General features: G+C 63.2%; 19 protein-coding genes. 6 read left to right on the forward strand and 13 right to left on the reverse strand.

The genetic code is table 11. From position 1 onward, the window contains the following. Positions 1-67 precede the first annotated feature (67 nt). The 3 genes from B7Y49_RS03185 to B7Y49_RS03195 all read left to right on the forward strand — a co-directional run bounded on the left by B7Y49_RS03185 (position 68) and on the right by B7Y49_RS03195 (position 2,992). Positions 68-1,288 carry a type III PLP-dependent enzyme gene (locus B7Y49_RS03185; protein ID WP_374126123.1) on the forward strand — a complete coding sequence of 407 codons (1,221 nt, stop codon included), beginning with the start codon at positions 68-70 and terminating at the stop codon, positions 1,286-1,288. 127 nt (positions 1,289-1,415) lie between these two features. Further along, entirely contained in the window at positions 1,416-2,480 is a 1,065-nt protein-coding gene (locus B7Y49_RS03190; RefSeq protein WP_374126124.1) for a deoxyhypusine synthase family protein, read from the forward strand. Positions 2,481-2,551: 71 nt separating this feature from the next. After that, positions 2,552-2,992, forward strand: a complete 441-nt coding sequence (locus B7Y49_RS03195; RefSeq protein WP_374126125.1) for an MAPEG family protein — start codon at positions 2,552-2,554, stop codon at positions 2,990-2,992. Positions 2,993-2,998: 6 nt separating this feature from the next. On the opposite strand, the gene B7Y49_RS03200 is transcribed toward B7Y49_RS03195, so the two are convergent. From B7Y49_RS03200 to B7Y49_RS03260, 13 genes are all read right to left on the reverse strand, one after another. Then, entirely contained in the window at positions 2,999-4,891 is a 1,893-nt protein-coding gene (locus B7Y49_RS03200; protein WP_374126126.1) for an XrtA/PEP-CTERM system amidotransferase, read from the reverse strand. Between the two features lie 47 nt (positions 4,892-4,938). Next, positions 4,939-6,480 (reverse strand): exosortase A, encoded by a 1,542-nt coding sequence (gene xrtA, locus B7Y49_RS03205; protein WP_374126127.1) that lies wholly within the window; start codon positions 6,478-6,480, stop codon positions 4,939-4,941. Next, positions 6,477-7,691 carry a TIGR03087 family PEP-CTERM/XrtA system glycosyltransferase gene (locus B7Y49_RS03210; protein WP_374126128.1) on the reverse strand — a complete coding sequence of 405 codons (1,215 nt, stop codon included), beginning with the start codon at positions 7,689-7,691 and terminating at the stop codon, positions 6,477-6,479. Before B7Y49_RS03210 ends, xrtA begins: the two co-directional genes overlap by 4 nt. Beyond that, on the reverse strand, positions 7,691-8,764 hold the full coding sequence (locus tag B7Y49_RS03215; protein WP_374126129.1) for a FemAB family XrtA/PEP-CTERM system-associated protein: 1,074 nt from the start codon (positions 8,762-8,764) through the stop codon (positions 7,691-7,693). Before B7Y49_RS03215 ends, B7Y49_RS03210 begins: the two co-directional genes overlap by 1 nt. Next, the gene (locus tag B7Y49_RS03220; protein WP_374126130.1) at positions 8,761-9,642 is read right to left on the reverse strand and encodes an XrtA system polysaccharide deacetylase; all 882 of its coding nucleotides are present in this window, start codon (positions 9,640-9,642) and stop codon (positions 8,761-8,763) included. Before B7Y49_RS03220 ends, B7Y49_RS03215 begins: the two co-directional genes overlap by 4 nt. Further along, a complete protein-coding gene (locus B7Y49_RS03225) occupies positions 9,639-10,745 on the reverse strand; it encodes an ExeA family protein (RefSeq protein ID WP_374126131.1) in 1,107 nt (368 codons plus the stop codon). The genes B7Y49_RS03220 and B7Y49_RS03225 overlap by 4 nt, the downstream gene beginning before the upstream one ends. Before the next feature lie 37 nt (positions 10,746-10,782). Further along, positions 10,783-11,052 carry a hypothetical protein gene (locus tag B7Y49_RS03230; protein WP_374126132.1) on the reverse strand — a complete coding sequence of 90 codons (270 nt, stop codon included), beginning with the start codon at positions 11,050-11,052 and terminating at the stop codon, positions 10,783-10,785. Beyond that, positions 11,049-12,320: a hypothetical protein gene (locus tag B7Y49_RS03235; protein ID WP_374126133.1), complete on the reverse strand. Its 1,272-nt coding sequence runs from the start codon at positions 12,318-12,320 to the stop codon at positions 11,049-11,051. The genes B7Y49_RS03230 and B7Y49_RS03235 overlap by 4 nt, the downstream gene beginning before the upstream one ends. After that, positions 12,317-13,273, reverse strand: a complete 957-nt coding sequence (locus B7Y49_RS03240; RefSeq protein WP_374126134.1) for an AAA family ATPase — start codon at positions 13,271-13,273, stop codon at positions 12,317-12,319. Before B7Y49_RS03240 ends, B7Y49_RS03235 begins: the two co-directional genes overlap by 4 nt. After that, positions 13,270-14,781, reverse strand: coding sequence for an XrtA system polysaccharide chain length determinant (locus B7Y49_RS03245; RefSeq protein WP_374126135.1), 1,512 nt, complete (start codon positions 14,779-14,781; stop codon positions 13,270-13,272). Before B7Y49_RS03245 ends, B7Y49_RS03240 begins: the two co-directional genes overlap by 4 nt. A gap of 10 nt (positions 14,782-14,791) precedes the next feature. Then, on the reverse strand, positions 14,792-15,391 hold the full coding sequence (locus B7Y49_RS03250) for an XrtA/PEP-CTERM system exopolysaccharide export protein (protein ID WP_374126136.1): 600 nt from the start codon (positions 15,389-15,391) through the stop codon (positions 14,792-14,794). 123 nt (positions 15,392-15,514) lie between these two features. Beyond that, complete coding sequence (locus B7Y49_RS03255) at positions 15,515-16,774, reverse strand: pyridoxal-dependent decarboxylase, exosortase A system-associated (RefSeq protein ID WP_374126137.1); 1,260 nt, start codon at positions 16,772-16,774, stop codon at positions 15,515-15,517. After that, positions 16,771-18,279, reverse strand: coding sequence for an AMP-binding protein (locus tag B7Y49_RS03260; RefSeq protein WP_374126138.1), 1,509 nt, complete (start codon positions 18,277-18,279; stop codon positions 16,771-16,773). Before B7Y49_RS03260 ends, B7Y49_RS03255 begins: the two co-directional genes overlap by 4 nt. A gap of 132 nt (positions 18,280-18,411) precedes the next feature. Between B7Y49_RS03260 and B7Y49_RS03265 the strand changes: the two genes are divergently transcribed. Genes B7Y49_RS03265 through B7Y49_RS03275 form a run of 3 tightly spaced genes read left to right on the forward strand, consistent with a single transcriptional unit; the run spans position 18,412 to position 20,119 of the window. Then, positions 18,412-18,675 carry an acyl carrier protein gene (locus tag B7Y49_RS03265; RefSeq protein ID WP_374126139.1) on the forward strand — a complete coding sequence of 88 codons (264 nt, stop codon included), beginning with the start codon at positions 18,412-18,414 and terminating at the stop codon, positions 18,673-18,675. Then, positions 18,672-19,358: a hypothetical protein gene (locus B7Y49_RS03270; protein WP_374126140.1), complete on the forward strand. Its 687-nt coding sequence runs from the start codon at positions 18,672-18,674 to the stop codon at positions 19,356-19,358. The genes B7Y49_RS03265 and B7Y49_RS03270 overlap by 4 nt, the downstream gene beginning before the upstream one ends. After that, a complete protein-coding gene (locus B7Y49_RS03275) occupies positions 19,346-20,119 on the forward strand; it encodes a hydrolase 1, exosortase A system-associated (protein ID WP_374126141.1) in 774 nt (257 codons plus the stop codon). The genes B7Y49_RS03270 and B7Y49_RS03275 overlap by 13 nt, the downstream gene beginning before the upstream one ends. Position 20,120: the final 1 nt, after the last annotated feature.

Genomic DNA, 20,120 nt, shown 5'->3' on the forward strand with positions numbered 1-20,120 from the left:
CCCATGGGACTTCCAACCGCAAGGCAGCTTTTTCGTTTTGTCTCACGACATTTGGAGGTCCCTTGAGTTGCACAAGCATCATAGCGCGCGGGAGCTAGCAAGCCCCCAGGTCGGTTCCGCCATCGGAATCGTTCTTTCGTCGCGGCCGGTTCAGCCGGTCACGCTAATTCGTCCCCACGCTGCTGCGCGGGCCGCCCGATTCTTCGTTGAGAAGTTTCCGGGCCGGTCAATGTATGCGGTGAAGGCCAACCCCTCGCCCGATCTGCTTCGGGTGCTTTGGCAGAGCGGCATCACGCATTACGACGTCGCCTCGATTACCGAGGTGCGACTGGTCGCGTCGACGCTGCCGGGGGCGACCTTGTGCTTCATGCACCCGGTCAAGGCGCCAGAGGCAATTGCCGAGGCCTATTTCACCCACGGCGTCCGCGTGTTCTCGCTCGACAGCATGGAAGAGCTGACGAAGATCATGGCGGCCACCCAGGACGCGACCGACCTGACGCTCTGCGTCCGGCTTCGCGTGTCGTCGGAGCATTCGAAGCTGAGCCTTGCATCGAAGTTCGGTGCAGCGCCGGGTGAGACGCGCGAATTGCTGTTAGCGGCGCGTCAGGCAGCTGATGCGCTTGGCATCTGCTTCCATGTCGGTAGCCAGGCGATGACGCCGGAGGCCTATGCCCAGGCGATGGAGCGTGTCCGCGCAGCGATCGTCGATGCAGGCGTTACCGTTGACGTCGTCGATGTCGGCGGAGGTTTCCCATCGAGCTATCCCGGCATGGAACCGCCCCCGCTCGAGCGTTATTTCGCGACGATTCACCGCGCGTTCGAAAGCCTGCCAATTTCCTATTCGGCAGAACTTTGGGCCGAGCCCGGTCGTGCGCTGTGTGCTGAATATAGCTCGATCATCGTGCGCGTCGAACGGCGTCGCGGCGACGAGCTGTATATCAACGACGGTGCTTATGGCGCGTTGTTCGATGCGGCACATATCGGCTGGCGCTTCCCTGTCACGCTGCTGCGCGAACCCGATTCGAATGCGCGCGACATGGCGTTCAGCTTTTACGGGCCAACCTGTGACGACATGGATCACATGGCCGGGCCGTTCATGCTGCCTGCCGATATCCAGGCCGGAGATTATATCGAGATCGGCATGCTCGGCGCCTATGGCTCCGCCATGCGGACCGCGTTCAACGGGTTCGGATCAGACGAAACGGTGATCGTCGACGATGAGCCGATGGTGTCGCTGTACGTTGAGGAAGAGCGCGTCGCTGTTCCGTCGAACGTCGTCACACTGTAACAACCAACTACCACTCTACCCGCCACCTCGGGCTTGACCCGGGGGCCCGCTGCCTATCTCCGCCGTGGAGAAGAAGCGGGACCCCGGCTCGAGGCCGGGGTGACGGTAGTTATTCGAGGATCTATTCATGACCGACACGCTCACCCCCAGCCGCACCAACGATCAGCGCAAAGCCGAACTGCTCTCTACCCAGGTCGAGCATATCGACATTACCAGCTTCGATGCGCGGCCAATCGTCGAGGCGATGGGCAAGATGAGCTTCACCAGCCGCGATCTCTCGCGCGCTACTGGCATCTACAACCAGATGCTCGCCGATCCCGATTGCACGATCTGCCTGGTGATCGCTGGCTCCACCTCGGCGGGCGGTTGCATGGATCTCTATGCCGAGTTGATCCGCAACAACATGGTAGACTGCGTCGTCGCGACGGGCGCGACGATCGTCGACATGGATTTCTTCGAAGGGCTCGGCCACAAACATTATCAGGCGCTGGAAGTGCCCGATGACGATACGCTGCGCTCGCTCCTGATCGACCGGATTTACGATACCTATATCGACGAGGAAGAGCTTCAGCACGTCGACCACACGATCTTCGAGATCGCCGAGACGCTCGAGCCGCGCCCCTATTCGAGCCGCGCCTTCATCCGCGAAATGGGCAAGTATCTCATGGAGCACGGCAAGAAGGACAACAGCCTCGTCAAGCTGGCGTATGAGCATGACGTGCCGATCTTCTGCCCGGCTTTTGTCGACAGCTCGGCGGGCTTCGGCCTCGTCAAGCATCAGGTCGATTCGGTAAAGGCGGGCAAGCCGTACATGGTGCTCGACGCCATCGCCGATTTCCGCGAGCTGACCGACATTAAGATCAAGGCGGGCACCACCGGCCTGCTGATGATCGGTGGCGGCGTGCCGAAGAACTTCATCCAGGACACTGTCGTCTGCGCTGAAATCCTCGGTCATGACGATGTCGAAGTGCATAAATACGCGGTGCAGATCACTGTTGCCGATGTGCGCGACGGTGCTTGCTCGTCATCGACGCTGCAGGAAGCGGCGAGCTGGGGCAAGGTGAACACCGGCATCGAACAGATGGTGTTCGCCGAAGCCGGATCGGTGATGCCGCTGCTCGCGTCGGATGCTTATCACCGTGGCCTCTGGAAGGACCGCGCGAAGCGCCGTTGGGGCGCGATCTTCGACTGATCGGTTGCATTTCGAAACATAGTGAGTCACCGCTCCCCTCGGAAACCAATCCCGGGGGGAGTTTTTTTGTCATGAACAGTCCAATTCTTGCTACCGTCGTCGCGTTGGCGGCGTGGAGCCTCGTTATGTGGCTCTGGATGTATGCGACGCGGCTCCCCGCCATGCGCAAAGCAAAGATCGACACGTTCAACCTGGTCGGCGGCGCAGGATCGGACTTGAAGGCGATCATTCCCCCCAAGCAGCAATGGCCGGCGGATAACTATAACCACCTGCATGAGCAGCCGACGATTTTCTATGCGATCGCGATCACCCATGCGCTGATCGGCACCGGCGATGGCGTGAATCTGGCCATCGCCTGGGGTTATGTCGGGCTGCGCGTGGCGCACAGCCTGGTGCAAGTGCTGGTCAACCGCGTGATCGTTCGATTTACGCTGTTCTCGCTCTCGTCGCTTTGCCTGATCGCGCTGACGCTCCACGCCGCAATGTCAATGAACGGCATAGGTCATCCATAATCAGGTTTACCCAAACAAGCGTTGCATCGACCGTTCGAGCATTACCAATTGCCAAAGTGTCCGGCCGTGTTCAGCACGGCCGGATCGGTGATCGGCGGCCAGCTTGGCGATGGCGGGCATTTCAAACCACCCCGTTCCCGCCAGCACCCGTGAGGATGCAAGCGCCGCCGCCTCGTCAGCCAGCGCGCCACGAAACCAGGCGCTGATCGGGGTCACGAAGCCCATTTTCTGGCGATAGAGAATGTCGCGTGGCAGATAGCGCTCCATCGCCTTTTTCATGATCCATTTGCCCTCCCCCGCCCTGATCCGCATCGAAACGGGGAGCGTCGCGGCGAATTCGATCAGCTTGTAATCAAGCAAGGGTTCGCGTGCTTCCAGGCTGACGGCCATGCTGGTCCGATCGACTTTGGTGAGGATATCGCCCGGCAGCCAATGCTTGAAATCGGCATATTGTGCTCGGTCCAGTGCCTCGCGGGCCGGGGCATCAAGCATGGTGGTGATGTATCGGGTTTCGGCGACATGCCCACCAAGCGCCTGCCGTGCTGCATCAGTGAACAGCTTCGCGCGGAGGTTAGGCGTCGTGACGCCAACGGAGCGCGCGTAAGCGGACGCGCCATCATCTGCCAGGCTAAGCAAAGTGGTCTTTGCGCGAAGCGGTCGGGGTGCCCAATCCGCCTTCGGGTATAGTGCCCCCAACTTGCCGAACAGTGACGATCGAAAAGTGGCAGGGACCAACGACCTTATCCGCTCCTCGGCCGCCTGAAATCGGTAGCGGCGGTAGCCGGCAAATGCTTCGTCCGCGCCGTCGCCTGACAGCGCCACCGTCACTTGTTCGCGCGCCAGTTCGCACACCCGGTAGGTGGCAAGCGCCGACGCATCGGCAAAGGGTTCGTCAAAGGCGGCGACTAGCGTCTCGATCAGCGCAAAATCATCCGCCGCGACTATCCGCTCGCGATGTTCGGTCGCAAACAGCGCCGCGATCTGGTTCGCATAGCCGCGCTCGTCATGATCGGCGGTGTCGAAGCCGATCGTGCAGGTCTTCACCGCCCGCTTCGACGCCTCGGCCATCAGTGCCACCACTGCCGAGCTATCGACTCCGCCTGACAGAAACGCGCCGAGCGGCACATCGGCCAGCATCCGCGAGCGCACCCCGTTGCGCATCAAATCGATCAACTGCTCGCCGAGCGCCGCTGCCGTCCCGGTCGCGCGGCGACTGAAATCGATATCCCACCATTGATGGGGCGGGGGCACCGGCTTACCGCGGGTCAGCAGCAGACTGTGCCCCGCCGCGAGCTTCTTCACGCCTCCAACAAGACAGGCATCGTCGGGCACATAGCCGAACGCCAGGTAATCCTCGACCGCCCGGATATCAGGCGAGCGCCGGAGCAACGGGTGCGCGAGCAGGCCTTTCAGTTCCGAGGCAAAGGCAACGCCGCCGTCCGACAGTTCGACATAATGGAGCGGTTTCACCCCCAGCCGATCGCGCGCGAGGAACAGCGATTGCGCGCGTGAATCATGGAGCGCGAACGCGAACATGCCATTCAGACGCTCGAGCATCGCCGGACCCCAGGCCGCCCAGCCGTGCAACAGCACCTCGGTATCGCTATTGGTCAGAAAGCGCGCGCCCTTCGTTTCCAGTTCGGCCCGTACTTGCTGAAAATTATAGATTTCACCGTTGAAGGTGATGGTCAGCGCCCCATCCGCACTCGCCATCGGCTGGGCGCCACCGCCGAGATCGATGATCGCCAGCCGCCGATGACCAAGCCCAACGCCAAGTGCCGTCCAGACCCCCGATCCATCGGGCCCACGGTGCGCCTGCGCATTGGCCATCGCCGTTATGCGCGCAGGATCAATGGGCTTGGGCGTGGCAGGATAGAAGATACCGGCAATGCCGCACATGTTTGGCTGAAATCCCCCCGCCGATGATTGGCACCGTGCACATCGCTTTAGTGGCCGCTGGCGACCCGGTCCACCAGTCGATCGATCGGTCCCGCCGCCGCCATGAAGCGCGCAATCGTCGCGGCGGGATCATCGCCCTGCATCACCTGTGTCGAAACGTGCAGGGCGACTGCCCTTGGCGAACCGCCGAACAGTTTCACTTTCAGGGTTTCTACTTTCACGACCCGTGGACTGGCGGTCACCACCGATCCGATCCGGTACCATGTCACGACCACGCGTTCGACCGGACCGGGCGCGGTGATGCGCATGGCGCTGCCCCCCGCGATCTCTGGCAGGCTTTCGACGCGTACCCAGCGATCATCCTCGCGCAGCACGCCCGTGCCGAACGAAACGAGTTCCTTACCTTCGCGCTGGCTGCCGAAAACGGCGATGGCAAGATCGACGCTGCGCCCCTGCGCATCGACATAACGACCGGATACGACGTGATCTGCACTGGGGTAATGCGGTTGCCAGAGTGCTACGAGATTGGGGGCGGTGCGCGTCCAGCCCGGTACGCTCGGTAAGACGATCCGATTGGACAATGCTGCTGTCTGCGCCGAAATGGCCCCTGCCCATCCGACAAAGCCCGACGCCACTGTCATCGCCAGCGCTGCGGCAATCAGCCCTTCGATCCGCTGGCCAGGCACATGTTGCAGCGCGGCGGCATCAAACCAGGGCGCGTCGGGATCACGATCGAACCAATGCCAGCCGATAGCGAGCACAGCGGCCATCACCAGCCCGAAGAACACCCAGCCATAGATGATATGGTCCATGCCCGTCGCCGCCTCTACTGAGGTGAGGTGTGCGGCATAGATGGTGCCGAAGGCGCGCAGACCATTGGCGATTACCGGCACGATCAGCGCCATTGCCATGAAGGCAATCCGGCGCGGCCAGGCTACATAGGCGACATGCGCGACCAGCGTGCCATAGGCGATCATCGCGATGACGAACTTGGCGCCCGAACAGGCTTCGGCCACCTCGAAATAGCCGTTTGGGATCGTGATCAGCACCCCATCAACAGTGGCGGGAACGCCGGCTACCGCGAGCAGCGGCATCACCATCGCAACGGTGGTCGATTGAAGCGGCGCTTCCAGCGATTCCCCGAACGGCACGAGGAAAAAGGCATAAGCGAGTGGGAATAACAGCCCGCGCGTGACCTGCGGGCCCAGCAACGTCACCACAGCACCTTGAAGCATGATGATCAGCCCCAGATGCCGAGCGAGCGCTAAGCCAGCGGCATCGCCGATGAACCAGCCAAACCCGCCAATCATCACCAGCGCAAGGCCGGGCCACCAACCGACGGGATGCAGCAAGGCGAGATCGGCGCGACGCTGCCACACCAGCCAGAACAGAACGGGCCCAATGAACAGGCAGTGCCCGAAGGTCGTGCTTGTCCACCAAATCCGTGCGAGATCGGCGCTGTCCTTCCAGAACAACGCGAGCAGCGCGATTGCCGTGCCGAACAGGATCGCGCCCTGCCGCCGCCACGCGGTGGCCGATGCCGCCCCGCCGTCCGCCTGAAAATCGGCGGCCGGAAAGGCCATCGTCATGCGGCCGACTTGCGCATCGGTGGTACCTTGGCGCTCATCCCCAGGATCGTATCGAGGACAGCAAGCCGCGCATCCCAGCTATATCGTGTGGACACCTGTTCACGGGCCGCCAGCCCCAGCGCCGTCGCTTTCACCGGATCAGCGAGCAGGCGGTTTACCTCCTCGGCGATTTCGCCCACCGTGCTGCCGGTAAGGATCGTATTGGCGTGATCGATACCTTCGGCAGCTGCGGCCGAGGCCACCACTGGACGAGCCATCGCCATCGCTTCAAGCACCTTGTTCTGGATCCCGCGCGCTAGCTTCAGCGGGGCGACAACCACGGCGGCGGCGGCGAGCCAGCCGCGCACATCGGCAACTTCGCCGGTCACGATCACGCCCGGCTGCCGGGCCAGCGCCTTGACGGCGTCGGTGGGGTTGCGCCCGACGATCGCGAAGCGGGCACTGGGATGAGCCACCTGGATGTGCGGCAAAATCGTGTCGACGAACCAGGTTACCGCCTCAATATTCGGGCGATAATCCATCTGGCCTGTAAACACGATCAGCGCGCCCGTGGTCTCGATGCGTTTAAAGGACGCTGCCGGATCAAAAAACACTGTATCGATGCCGTTCTCTACAACGTGCACCCGCTTTGCGCCGGTGCGTTCGCGGAACAATGCAGCCTCTTCCTCGCTAACGAACAGGCTGGCATCGACCTTGGCCGCGACTGATTTTTCATGAGCGAGCAGCAATTGCCCCTCACGCTGCATCATCCATTGGGTGAGGCCCGACGATGTCTTGGCATAGGCGTCGAACTTCGCCGAATCCATGTCGACGAAATCCATGATCACCTTTTGCCGCGGCTTGGTCGGCAGATATTGCGCCATCTGGCTTGAAAAAACGAAGATCGTGTCGATCGAATGGCGCGCCAGCAGATTGGTGACCGCCTCCTGAATCGATGCGTTTTCAAACGCGGTCAGCGACACCGGGCGACGGAATGCGAGCGCCTGCAGGGCCGCCAGCCAGCGCGGTTTCGATCGCCAAACGATTGATCGGTTGCCGGTAAAAGGGGCAAGGCCGTTCTTGCGCTTCAGATCGCGCGAATCATCCGCGAAGGCGATCACATGGACGCGCTTTCGTGTCGACAGATAGCGCACGATGTTAAACCCGCGGATCTTGTCGCCCCGGTCAGGCGGATAGGGGATTCGATGGGTGAGGAACAGGATGTCACCCATCAGCCGAGCCCCCGGGCAATCATCGGGCCAAGCGTATTGGCCATCCAAAGTGGCAGTTTGCGCCACGCGGCGACTTGCAACCGGTAGCGCGGGCTCATCGGATTGATCTCGCGTGGTTGCTGGCCTGTGGGCGCGCGCTTGGCATAATGCAGCGGCTGCCCATCAAAGCCCCAATTCTTCTTGAACGCGGCAGGCCCCGTTCCCGCCTTTGATCGGCCGAAATCGAACCGTGTGCAGCCGCGCCGCCGGGCATGGCCCATCAACGCGAAATACATAAGGTCGTTTGCGCGCAGGCCGCGTGCTGCCTGTGTGCCTCCGCCCCAATAGGGATAGACGACGCCGTTCATATATAGGCTCAACACACCTGCCACTGGCTTTTCCCCGTCCCAAACGACGAGGATATCGGCCGATTCACCAAATTCGCGTAAAGTTTCGCGGAACAGTCGCTTCGGAAACACGGGCGTTCCCAGATTACGTACTGATTGCGAATAAATACAATAGTGTGCGTCCAAGTCGGTATCGTGACAGCCGGTCGTCACTTCCAACCCGTTGCCCAGCCCCTTGCGGACCTCGGCGCGCTGTTTGCGAGGAATTGCCGCGAGTTCGGCATCGTCATTGGCGGCCAGATCGCGCGCGAAGCCGAGATAGGTTGTGCTGTCGATCTGCCAGTCGCCTTCAGGTATCGGGCCGCCGCGCAACTCCATCGTCGGGCAATGCAGCCGTTCGGCGAGCGCCCAGCCCGCCTCGCCCAGCACCTGCACGGCGTCGTCTCCCGTCGCCAAAATGCCACCTCCGACGCCAAAGCCCGTCGACACCAGCGCACGACCGAAGAGCGGGGAACTGATCTCGGTCAGCGGGAGGATACCAACGATGTCACCATTGGCGCGCTCGGCCACCAGGCAATGTGCCCGCTGCCCGCAGCCGTGTGCGACGGCAATGCTCCATTCGGGCAAGTGGAACGGCGTGGCATCCGGATGGGCACGGACGAATGCGGCAATCCTCGCGCGATCGGCAGCGTCGTGCAGATCGGCGGCGCGAAGCCCCAGCGGCATGGCGAGCAGCGGCATCGTCATGGCAGCCGCGCAGCCTCGATCGCGATGACGCTATCGACCCGGCCCCAGTGGTGCGCGGCGATGAGCGTGCGCAGCTTGCCCGCCATCGCGCCTAACCGGCTGTAATGGCGCAGTTTCGATTTGAGCGGCGCATTGGCAACGCGCGGCTGGCCGGGATCGATCTCCCAGGGATGGAAATAAAACACCGCCGGGCGCTGATCACAAGCATTGGCCTGGCGCACGGCCCGATGGGTGATCGCGCCGGGGAATAGCCGGAAAAACCCGCCGCCCGTCGTCATCTCGCGACCGGCGATCGACGCTATGGTTATCGGCAATTCGATCAGATCGGCACCCGCCACCGGGCGAAAGGCGTGGCGCGGCGCATCGGGCCAGCCATAATGATCATGCGCGATCGGCGCGACGCTCGACGAATAGCGGTAGCCGGCCTCGGCAAGCACCGAATGCGCCCAGGGCGTGCGCTGATCGATCGAGAAACTCGGCGCGCGATATCCCGTAACGGCGACACCGGCGGCATCCTCAATCGTTTCGCGTGCTGCCCTTAGGTCGGCGGCGAACTGATCGGCAGTCATCGTGAAGACACGCTGGTGATCCCAGCCATGGCTGGCGATTTCATGCCCTGCATCGACGATCCGACGGATCAACGCCGTGTTGCGCTTTGCTACCCAGCCAAGCGTAAAGAATGTCGCCTGAATGCCCGTTTCGGCAAACATCGTGAGCACGGCATCTGTATTGCGCTCAACCCGTGCTTCCAGCGTCGGCCAATCGGCCTTGTCGATCACGCCTTCAAATGCGCCGACCTGAAACCAGTCCTCCACATCGACTGACATGGCATTGCATACGCGCGTATCGGTGGCGGGAAAGGCGGTGACAGCGTTCATGCAGCGGGACTGCGCAGTGAGGACAGATCAGGGCGCTGACTGTCGCTTTCGACCCAGTCGATCAGCAAGGTCAGGATCCTGCGCAACGCAAGCTCCTGCTCCTCAAGGCGCGCTTCAAGGGCGGCGACGCGCGCTTCAAGCGCTGACGTTTCGCGACCACCGCCCTCGGGGGGCGGCCCGGGCGGCTGCCACGCTGCATCGTGGCGCATCGGCAGAGGTTCGGGCGCAGGCGCTGGCCGCGTGCTGGCAACTGCTTCTGGCGTGGGGGCAGCTGGCGGCGCCATAACGGGCTGATCACCCGCGATGTCGTTGATCACCGCATCGACTGCGCGGGCATCGATCGTATCGATCTGCTCGATCGCGCCGAACAGCAACACTCGGCCGGCCAGCTGGTTCAGGCGGCGCGGCACACCCTCCGAACCGCGGTACAAAGCGGCAATCGCATCGGGCGTGAATTGCGGCCGCCCCTGCCAGCCAACCACGGCAAGCCGGTGGCGCATATAGGGTTCGATTTCCTGCGGACCCATTGGATCGAGATGGTGCATCGCGATCACGCGCTGGCGCAGTTGTTCCAGCCCCGCCGCGCCCTGCAGCTGACGGCGGAATTCGGGTTGGCCGAGCAGAAAGATCTGGAGCAGCGCATGGCCGCCCGCCTGGAAATTCGAGAGCATCCGCAATTCTTCGAGCGCCGACACGGGAAGCGCCTGTGCCTCATCGACGATCAGCAAGGTGCGCCGCCCGCTCCGCGCGACCGCGTGCAGCCCCCGCTCGATCGCGGCGAGTAGTTGAGCCTTTACGAGGTTCGTCGACTCGATATCGAGCCCGGTCGCCACCATCCGCAGCAGATCATCGGATTCGATCTGGCTCGACACGATCTTGATCGCGTGTAGCCGCTCATGATCGATCGTCGCCATCAAATGGCCGACAAGTGTCGTCTTGCCCGCGCCAATATCCCCGGTGACGACGATGAACCCCTCACCCTGGCTCAGCCCATAGCCAAGATAGGCCATCGCCTTCTTGTGCGTGGCCGATTCGAACCAGAAGCGTGGATCGGGCGTCAGCTGGAACGGCCGGCCGCTCAATCCATAATGATCATCGTACATTCATCGTCTTCCCAACCAGCCCGACGCCCGCTCGCAATCAGAACGAGTAACGCGCGCCCAGCAAGCCCTGCACCGATATCGTCGTGTCCTGCCCCTGCTGGCTGAAGCTGTACACGCCAACCGACGCCTGCGTCCCCAATCGCCCAAAGCGCTTGCTGAATGTGCCGGTCGCGCCAATGCCATATACGTCGGTCGCACCGGTAAGGTTGCTCTGGTAATAATTGGCAAATGCCGTTGCATCGATCGACGTCCGACTGTCGAGCGCACGCGAGATGAACGCCTGTGCATAATAGCTTTCATCGGTCACGCGCCAAAGCTGAGTGGACCACGGCTGACTGAGATGAGCGCATTGACGCCGCGGGCGCGATAGGCGGCGGTCGAGATCGATTGCAGCGCACCGTTCAGGCAATTGCCCGCAGCACCGCCTTCTGCGCCAAAGATGCAACCGTTGAATTCACCGCCAAAGCCGCCGGGGCGACCCGCATTAAAGCTGGTGCCGACATTGGCGAGGCCGTTCTGCAGCTGGCGACCAAAGGTCTGGATGCCATCATACACACCAACGCTGATCGCGACGGCCTGGCTGGGGGCATAGCTGAACGATCCGGTAAAGCTGGTCGTGCCATAACGCTTGCCGACCCGCGCTTCGAGCTGTGTGCGCTTGCTGGGCCGCCATGCGACACCGGCATCGTAATAAATACCGTCAAAGCTGTAGGCGATCCGTGCTGGGCTGGCAGGATCGGTCTGAAACCGGCCATTGCCGTCCACCACGGGCTGGCCGCCGGGGCCGATCAGCGCGTCGCGCTGCGTGATCTGGATGTTTTCGTAGCCTGCACCGCCGACGATGGCGAGTGAGCCACTGACCGGGAGCAGCAGATCGGCCCGGGCATATTTGCCCTCATATTTCTGATCGAGCTGGGTCGCATCATCGCGTTCCCAAGCGCCGCTGAGCGTGACGCCGACCGGCAGCACCGTGCCCGATTTCAAGTTCAGGCTCGCCTGCGCCACCTGGCTGCGCGAACTGTCAAACGCATCCAGCCGGGGCTCGCCGGGGGCTACCCCGGTCGAACTGACGGCTTCGGCCTTGGTATAGCCATAACGGTAGCTCGCGCTGACTCCGACGGGGCCAACATGGGTGCCGACCGACGGACCAGCATAGACGGAATAGACCTGCGCGATGTTATCGACATTGCCGACCAAGACGCCGGGATTAGCCCCGCGCACGTCAGACCTGGCGCGCGTCGCGATTGCCCCGCCTTCGACGCTGACGCCGGGCACCACCTTCACCGCCGCGCGCGCCAGCCCGCTGTGGACGTCGCCGTCATCCAGCTTGTCCTGATAGCCGATGCGCCGTTCATAGCGGTAACTCACCTGTGCCTCGACCCGGCGGGTGGAAACCGACGCATCGACCCCGACTGCGACGGTCGAATAGGTCAGCACGTCATTGGTGTTGAGATCCGCCGAGACGATCTGGCCAATCTCGATATAGGGCGTGATCTCGCGCTTGCGGGCATCGGCGGGCGTTGCCGCGATACAGGCGCCGCTCAGCGCGGTGATGATGATCGCGATCCGCGTCATTTGGGCTCCTCCAAGCCATAATAGCTGCCAAATCGGCGCCCGCCGGGCGCATAGGAAACGGCGTTGAGAACCAGTTGAATCTCGGTACAGCCGGCAAGCAGGCCGACGGCATCGCGCAGATCGCCCTCGCTCGTCTGATCGGCGCGCACCACCATCATCACTTGCCCGACATGCTGGGCGAGCGTCGCTGCGGGCGATGCGGCAAGCGCGGGCGGCGAATCGAAAATCACGATCCGGCGCGGATTGGCGTCGAGCAATTGCTGGATCAGCACCGATGTTCGCGCGCTGGCGAGCAGCTCGGTATCCTGGTTGCTCTTGGTGCCGGCCGGCAACAGGCTGAGCTGGGGAATATCGGTGTGGACGACACACGCCTCGATATCGATCGCTGGGTTGGCGAGCGCATCGAGCAGCCCCTGCCCTTCTTTGAGCCCGAGCCGCGCCATCACATCGGGCTTGGCAAAATCAGCATCGACCAGCAGCACCTCGGTATCGCGCTCGGCGGCGAGCGAGAGGGCGAGGTTAAGGGAGCAATAGGTTTTGCCCTCGTTCGGGTTGGCTGAACAGACAAGGACCGTTCGTGACCGGTCACCCTGCGTGGCTTTTACCGTGCGAGCAGTGAGCAGCAGCTGACGTTTGACGAGCCGGAACTCCTCGGCGAGGACGCCGACGGGCGCACCGGGCACAAGCAAGCCCTGCACAGCGAGCAAATTACGGTCGATAACGCCGGGGCCAGTTGCGCGACGGGCAATCGGGGCTTCGGGCGAGGCGGCAGGCACCGCGGGGCGTGTTTCAGCGATCGGCGGTGGCGCAGTGTTCGCAACCGGCAAGGGCAGCGGCGCAGGCGTGATCTTCGCCGCCGGCCCCACCGCACGGAACTCGGCTTGGAAATCATAGACTGCCGCTGCCCGCTCGAGCAGCGAGCCGCCGGGGCGGATGGGCCGCATCTCGCTCATGCCGCCAACCCCCGCTGGAGAAATTCAACCCCGATCAGCGCGACATAGGCGGCCATCAGGCCGCCCGATCCGCCGACGAAATAGGTTAGCCGCTTGCGTGTTAACGCGCGCTGCGCATCGGTCACCATCGCGCCTATCGAACCGATCACGGGCATCCCGGTCGCGCGCTCAAGGCGGCTTGCGGTCGGGAAAGTCGTGCGCAACTGGCCGAGCGCGAAGGCAGCACCCACGCCTGCACCGAGCCCGGCGATCAGCACGCCAGTCAACAACATGGGCCTATTGGGTGCCGTTGGCGCGCGCGGCGCAGTGGGTGGGTCGATAACGCTGAACTTGATCGCATCGGTCTGGTTCTGCACCTGGCCGCGCAGCTTGATGTCCTCGCGGTCGGCCAGCAGCTTGTCATACTGGTCTTTCAAAACCTGATAATCGCGTTCGAGCTGCGCCTGCTCTGCAGCCACGCCAGGATCGCCGCTCAATTTGGACTGGAGCTGATCGAGATCGCTTTGCAGCTGGCCCTTGCGCGCCATCAGGGCCGCAACCTGTGCCTGTTTGTCAGCCCGCAGCGATTGGAGCGACATGAACACGGGGTTGCCCGATCCTGCTGTCCCCGCGCTAAGCGGCTCGTTGCGGGCAACACCCTGAGCCTGCGCGAGCTGATTCTTCAGCGCGACAATATCGGGGTGTGATTCGGTGAAGCCACGGCCCCGCGCCTCGGCGAGCTGACCCTGGATCGCGTTGACCCGCGCGCGCGCAGGTCCTGCTGCCCCGCCACCGCCACCAGCGACACTGGGCGAAACGCCTGCCATCTGCGCGGTGATTGCCGCCAGACCGCTCTGCGCGGCGGCCAGATCGCCATCGACCTGCGCCATCTGGCTCCGTGCGCTGCCGATCCGCTCATTGAGCGTTCCCGAACCAGGCAAAGCACCCAGATAGCGGTTCTGGAAATCGGCGCGCTTCGCCTCGCTATCCTGCAACTGCTTCTGGCGCTGGGCGAGCTGTCCGTCCAGGAACTGGAGCGTCTGGGTCGTTTCGTCGCGGTCGCCGGCCAGATTTTCCTCGACGAAAATCTCGATCAGCTTCTGGACGATCTGGCGCGCAAGCTTCGGGCTGGTCGACGATGCGGTGATCTCGAACAAGTTATCCTGCTGCGCAGTGACCTTGATCGCCGCCTGCAAGCTCGCAACCCGGTCTGCCACGTCGCGCTCAGTGGCGATCGTCGCGGCAAGGTCAGTGCCCCGCACAACCTTGGCAAGATTGACGGCGGAGGTCAGCGTCTGGCGAACGCGGTCGATGTCCTTTGATTGCTCATCGGCGGTAATGCCGATCTTGCTCGGCAGGATCGATTGCATCTGTACCGAAACGCGTGCGCGCGATTGATAGCTGTTGGGGATTTGCGATACGACCAGCCAGCCGAGCACGCACACGCCCCAGGCCACCGCCAGCGCGAGCCAGCGGCGCTTCCAAATGCCGTGCAGCGCAATGCGCAGTTCGTCGTAAAGGCCGTTCATGCCAGCATCCTCAGAACATGCTTTCCGGGATGATGATGACGTCACCGGGCTGGAGCTTCACATTGGCCGATGAATCGCCATTCTTGAGCAGGCTCGAAAGGCGCAGCTGGAATTCGCGCTGGCGGCCGGTGTTCCGATCATAGCGAATCAACCGCGCCTTGTTGCCGGCCGCGAATTCGCTGAGGCCGCCCACCGCGATCATCGCGTCGAGCAATGTCATGTTGGCGCGATACGGCAACGAAGCTGGCTTTTCCGTCGCACCGACGATCCGGACCTGCTGGCTGAACGTCCCCGAGAAATTCTCGACGATGACTGAGACGATCGGGTCCTTGATATATTCGCCCAGCGCGATCTTCATGTCGTCCGCCAACATCGCCGGGGTTTTGCCGACGGCGGGCATGTCGCTGATCAGTGGCGTGGTGATGCGGCCATCAGGGCGCACTTGCACCTTTGCCGACAATTCGGGGTTACGCCAGACGAAGATGTTCAGCTGATCAAGCGGGCCGATGATATATTCTTCGCCCGGCTGCTCCTGCGAGGCGACAAAGGCAGCAGGCGGCAATTCTGGACGACCGCCGCCGGGAATGCATCCCGAAACGAGCGTGGCCATCGCGATCGACCCGCCAAAAACCCTGGAAAACCGTTGCAAACGCATCACTTCACCCTCCGGCTGGCGCGCAGAGATCGGTGGCGTCAACCGGCTCTACACGTAGCTATGGCCAGTGATATCGGTTCAAGAGGTGAAGATAGCGTTAGGATTGTCTGGTAAACCCGCCAGAAGCTCCATCGGCAGCGGGTGCCCCAGGAACGCCGTGGGGCTGGCCGATAGGCCGTATGCGCCTGCCAGGAACACCGCGATCACGTCGCCGGGTTCGGCTTGGGGCAGCGTGACCTGGTCTGCCAGCCGGTCGAGCGGGGTGCAAAGGCAGCCGACCACGGTAACCATGTCGACGGCGGGCTCGCCCATCCGGTGCGTGACCGCAACGGGATAGTTCCGGCGCACAACAGTGCCGAAATTGCCTGATGCGGCAAGCTGGTGGTGCAACCCGCCATCGGTGACGAGAAATGTCTCGCCCCTGCTTTCCTTCCGGTCGATTACCCGCGTGAGGTAAACTCCGCAGGTGCCGACCAGCCAGCGGCCGAGTTCGACGGCATAGCTCGCCCCGGTGAGTGATGCGGACGCTGACGCCAAGGCGTCACCCAGGGCACAGCCAATAGCAGTGACGTCAACCGGCCTATCGCCCGGAAAATAGGGAATGCCGAAGCCGCCGCCCAGATTGACGAGCGGAGGGGTAGCGCCGATCCGGTCAGCCAGATCGCCCGCCAGCGCCAAGGTCGCCGCCTGGCTGTCGATGATCGCTGCCGTATCGAGCGTTTGCGAACCGGCAAAGATGTGAAGCCCACGCCACTCGGCCCCGGCACGCTGGATCATCGCCACCAGCGCCGGCACGGCATCGGCATCGACCCCAAACGGCGATGCGCGCCCGCCCATCCGCATGCCCGATCCGCGTAGTTCGAACGACGGGTTCACCCGCACCGCCAGCCGGGGGGTGATACCCAGCCGATCGCCAAGCGCCAGCGCACGTGTCGCTTCGCCCGCCGATTCCAGATTGATCGCGACGCGCGCTATTATTGCTGCCGCCAGGGCATCATTGCGCTTGCCCGGTCCCGCGAAGCTCACCGGCAGGCCGGGCGCCTCGCGCGACACCAGCGTCAATTCGCCCGCCGAGGCGATGTCGAGGCCATCGACCAGCGGTGCGATGGCACGCACCAGCGGCGCGAAGGGATTGGCCTTCACGGCATAATGGATGCCAACGCCGGCTGGCAACGCAGCGCGCAGCTCGGCGATTTGGGCAGCAACGATTCCAAAATCATAGATGAAAAGCGGCGTATCTCCAGCCTTTTCAATCCAGTCTGCCCATGTCTTCCCGGCAATGACGAGGTCGCCGTGCTGATCGGCAAAGGCTGGCGGGATCGGCCCCATCGGCTTCATGATGCCACCTCGGCCCTCAACGCTGCCCGATCGAGCTTACCATTGGCGTTGCGCGGCAGGGCGTTGCGCCAGTGATATCGGGCCGGTTGCATGAAGCTTGGCAAATCACGCCGCAGCCGATCACGCAAGGCCTGCTCGGCGACCTCGGCGGAACCATTGGCACGAGCGACCACCACAATCACCTGACCCAGTCGCTCATCAGGCACCCCGATCGCAACCGCCTCCGTCGCCTCCCCGCCTGCCAGCACAGCTTCCTCAACCTCTGTTGGGCTGATCCTGTTACCGGCCGATTTGATCATCTCATCCTGCCGCCCGACAAAGCGGAACAGCCCATCGGCACTCTCGATCACCTGATCGCCCGAGAATACCGCCATGCCGCCGGATTCGAAGAAGGGCGGCGCGGGGCGATAGCGCTCGGCCGTGCGTGTCTCATCCCGCCAATAGCCCATCGAAACAAGCGGTCCGGCATGGACCAGTTCGCCCGCCTCTCCGGCGTCAGCGCGAGTGCCGTCGGCGCGAACCACCATCACCTCGGCAAAAGGGATCGCGAGGCCCATCGATTCGGGGTGAGCATCGACCCGCGCGGGATCGAGATAGGTCGACCGGAAAGCCTCGGTAATGCCATACATCGGGTAGAGACCAGCGGCTGGAAACCGCTCCCGAAGCTCGTGTACCATCCGCACCGTCAGCGCACCGCCCGAATTGGTGAGCCGTTTCAGTTTGGCAGCGACGTCATCGGGCCATTCGGCATCGAGCAACTGGTTCCACAGCGGCGGCACTCCCGCCAGTGTTGTCGCTCCAAACCGATCGACCGCTTTAATCACGTCGCGTGGCGTCAGATAATCCAGCGGCACCACGCTGCCGCCCGCCGCCCAGGTCGAGAATAGCTGGTTCTGCCCATAATCGAAGCTGAGCGGCAGCACACACAAGGTCCGGTCAGCGGAGGTGACGTTCAGATAATGCGCCACGCTGATCGCACCGAGCCACAGATTGGCATGGCTGAGCATCACACCCTTGGGCTGCCCGGTCGAGCCCGAGGTGTAGAGGATCGCCGCCAAAGCCTGCGGATCGGCGCCCGATGGCGGCATGACGTCAGCATGGCCTACATCATCCTCAACGACCTGACAGCATGACGTCGGCACATCGCCGGGTTCCAGCGTGCTCGCCCGCGCGTGTTGCGTGATGATCAACCCTGCCCCGCTGTCCGCCAGAATATGCGCCACTTGCGCGCGTTTGAGCAGCGGGTTGATCGGCACGTGCACCAGCCCTGCGCGCGGCGCGGCGAGCGGCATCAGGCAGGCGGTTCGAGTCTTGGGCAACCAGCTCGCGACCCGGTCGCCCGGCTGCAGTCCCTGCCCCGCCAGCCATCCCGCAAGCGATCCCACCACCTGTTCCAGCTCGGCAAAGGTCATCTCGCCTATACGATCGGCGATCGCGATATCGGCTGGCGCACCGCGGCCAGGCAAGTGATCGATCGGATGGGGCACGGGATCGAGCAGGATCATATCCCTTGATACCTGCTTGCGCCGCGCTGCCAATAGCGTGACGTCGGTCGGCGCTACGCTTGGCAGGCGCGCGGCAATTCTCTAACGGCCTCGCTTGACTGTGACTGCGCAAGGGGGATCGAGTTGGCGCCAGTGAGTGAAGCCGAGGTTGAAGCGACGGTGCGCGCGGTGTTGCGCGACGTGCTGGCGATCAGTGACGAGCGCATGGCCGACTTTACCGACGATACCCCGCTGTTCGGCGCGCTACCCGAATTCGATTCGCTTGCCGTGGCCGGCGTGTTGACCGAACTTGAGGATCGGCTCGGCATCCTGATCGAGGATGACGAGGTCGATGGCGACATGATGGCGACGCTGGGCGCGCTCACTCGCTTCGCGGCAGACCGGGCACTCGGGTGATCGATCATTACGACTGGGCGGGCGGGCGCGAGGCGATGTTACGCTTCGGCCCCGCTGATGGCCCGGTCGTTGTGATGCTGCCTGCCCTGTTTGAAGAGCATAACCGGACGCGCGCTTTCGCGGTGACGATCTGTCGCGGATTGGCGGATCACGGCGTGGCGAGCCTGCTGCCCGATCTGCCCGGGCAAGGCGAAAGCGTGGTGCCAACCGAGGATGCGATGCTCGATCATTGGCAGATGGCCCTTCAAGGGCTGCTGGCAGCCCAGAGCCCTGCTTCTCGCGTCATTCTCGCATCGATCCGAGGCGGGGCGGTCGTTAACAGCGCCACGGGGCTCTCAGGCGTCTGGCGGCTGTCACCGGTTACGGGACAAGCTGTGTTGCGCGACCTCATGCGAACACGGGCGGTGGCCGGTGATTATGTCGGGGGGCTGGATTACCATCCGGTCGAAGCCGCTGGCAATGTTATCGGGCGAGCGATGATCAACGCACTCGAAGCCGCCGACGACGTGCCGATACCGAGCGCGCCGTTGCGTACGGTGCGGCTGGATAGCGACCCTGCCTCCGCCGACATGAAACTGCCCGGCGCACCGATATGGCGTCGCACAGAACCGGGCAATGATCCTGCCCTCGCCGCGCTGCTCGCTGCTGATCTTGCCGATTGGGTGCGCCAGTGCGTCGCCTGATCCCTTTTCGCTGCGCGGGCGAAACGCTGGTCGGCTCGCTGGACGAGGCGGCGGGGAGAACGGGGCTGCTGATCGTCTCAGGTGGCAACGAAATCCGCTGCGGCGCACATCGCGGGATGGCGTTGCTGGCGGCTGAACTGGCGGCGGCAGGCTATCCGGTATTCCGGTTCGATCGGCGCGGTATCGGCGACTCATCGGGCGAGAACGGCGGCTTTGCGTCATCCGGGCGTGACATCATGGCGGCGGTTTCGGCGTTTCGGACAGCGGCGCCCCAGGTCGATCGTCTGGTCGGCTTCGGCAATTGTGACGCGGCAACCGCACTGTTGCTCTACAGCGGCGAGGCATTCGACCGACTGATCCTCGCCAACCCCTGGGTCAGCGATGACGATGACGACTTGCCGCCTGCCGCCGCGATCCGTTCCCGCTACGCGCAGCGGCTACGCGATCCCGCGAGCTGGGTCCGTCTGATGACCGGCCGGGTCAACTTCGGGAAGCTAGTCAGTGGGTTGTCAAAGGTTTCGCAGAATCAATCGAAGGAATTGTCGGCAATGGAACGGTCCGTTTTCGGTGCCCTTGCCGATCGCCCGGACGTTTCGATCATTCTCGCATCGGGCGACGCAACCGCGATTGCCTTTGCAGATGCCTCCGCGCGGGCCGGGTATCACGGCCCAACAGTAACGATCGACACGGCGTCGCACAGCTTTGCGCGGGCCAGCGACAAAACCGCCCTCCGCGAGGCGATCATTGCCGCTCTTGCTTGAA

It is taken from the genome of Sphingomonas sp. 28-62-11 (assembly GCF_002278865.1).
In the GTDB taxonomy this organism is placed as follows: Bacteria; Pseudomonadota; Alphaproteobacteria; order Sphingomonadales; family Sphingomonadaceae; genus Sphingomonas.

Excerpts from the sequence above, each read along its gene's own strand:
- B7Y49_RS03190 (WP_374126124.1), top strand. The coding sequence starts at position 1,416 with ATGACCGACACGCTCACCCCCAGCCGCACCAACGATCAGCGCAAAGCC.
- B7Y49_RS03195 (WP_374126125.1), top strand. The coding sequence starts at position 2,552 with ATGAACAGTCCAATTCTTGCTACCGTCGTCGCGTTGGCGGCGTGGAGC.
- B7Y49_RS03200 (WP_374126126.1), bottom strand. The coding sequence starts at position 4,891 with ATGTGCGGCATTGCCGGTATCTTCTATCCTGCCACGCCCAAGCCCATT.
- xrtA (WP_374126127.1), bottom strand. The coding sequence starts at position 6,480 with ATGACGATGGCCTTTCCGGCCGCCGATTTTCAGGCGGACGGCGGGGCG.
- B7Y49_RS03210 (WP_374126128.1), bottom strand. The coding sequence starts at position 7,691 with ATGGGTGACATCCTGTTCCTCACCCATCGAATCCCCTATCCGCCTGAC.
- B7Y49_RS03215 (WP_374126129.1), bottom strand. The coding sequence starts at position 8,764 with ATGACGATGCCGCTGCTCGCCATGCCGCTGGGGCTTCGCGCCGCCGAT.
- B7Y49_RS03220 (WP_374126130.1), bottom strand. The coding sequence starts at position 9,642 with ATGAACGCTGTCACCGCCTTTCCCGCCACCGATACGCGCGTATGCAAT.
- B7Y49_RS03225 (WP_374126131.1), bottom strand. The coding sequence starts at position 10,745 with ATGTACGATGATCATTATGGATTGAGCGGCCGGCCGTTCCAGCTGACG.
- B7Y49_RS03235 (WP_374126133.1), bottom strand. The coding sequence starts at position 12,320 with ATGACGCGGATCGCGATCATCATCACCGCGCTGAGCGGCGCCTGTATC.
- B7Y49_RS03240 (WP_374126134.1), bottom strand. The coding sequence starts at position 13,273 with ATGAGCGAGATGCGGCCCATCCGCCCCGGCGGCTCGCTGCTCGAGCGG.
- B7Y49_RS03245 (WP_374126135.1), bottom strand. The coding sequence starts at position 14,781 with ATGAACGGCCTTTACGACGAACTGCGCATTGCGCTGCACGGCATTTGG.
- B7Y49_RS03250 (WP_374126136.1), bottom strand. The coding sequence starts at position 15,391 with ATGGCCACGCTCGTTTCGGGATGCATTCCCGGCGGCGGTCGTCCAGAA.
- B7Y49_RS03255 (WP_374126137.1), bottom strand. The coding sequence starts at position 16,774 with ATGAAGCCGATGGGGCCGATCCCGCCAGCCTTTGCCGATCAGCACGGC.
- B7Y49_RS03260 (WP_374126138.1), bottom strand. The coding sequence starts at position 18,279 with ATGATCCTGCTCGATCCCGTGCCCCATCCGATCGATCACTTGCCTGGC.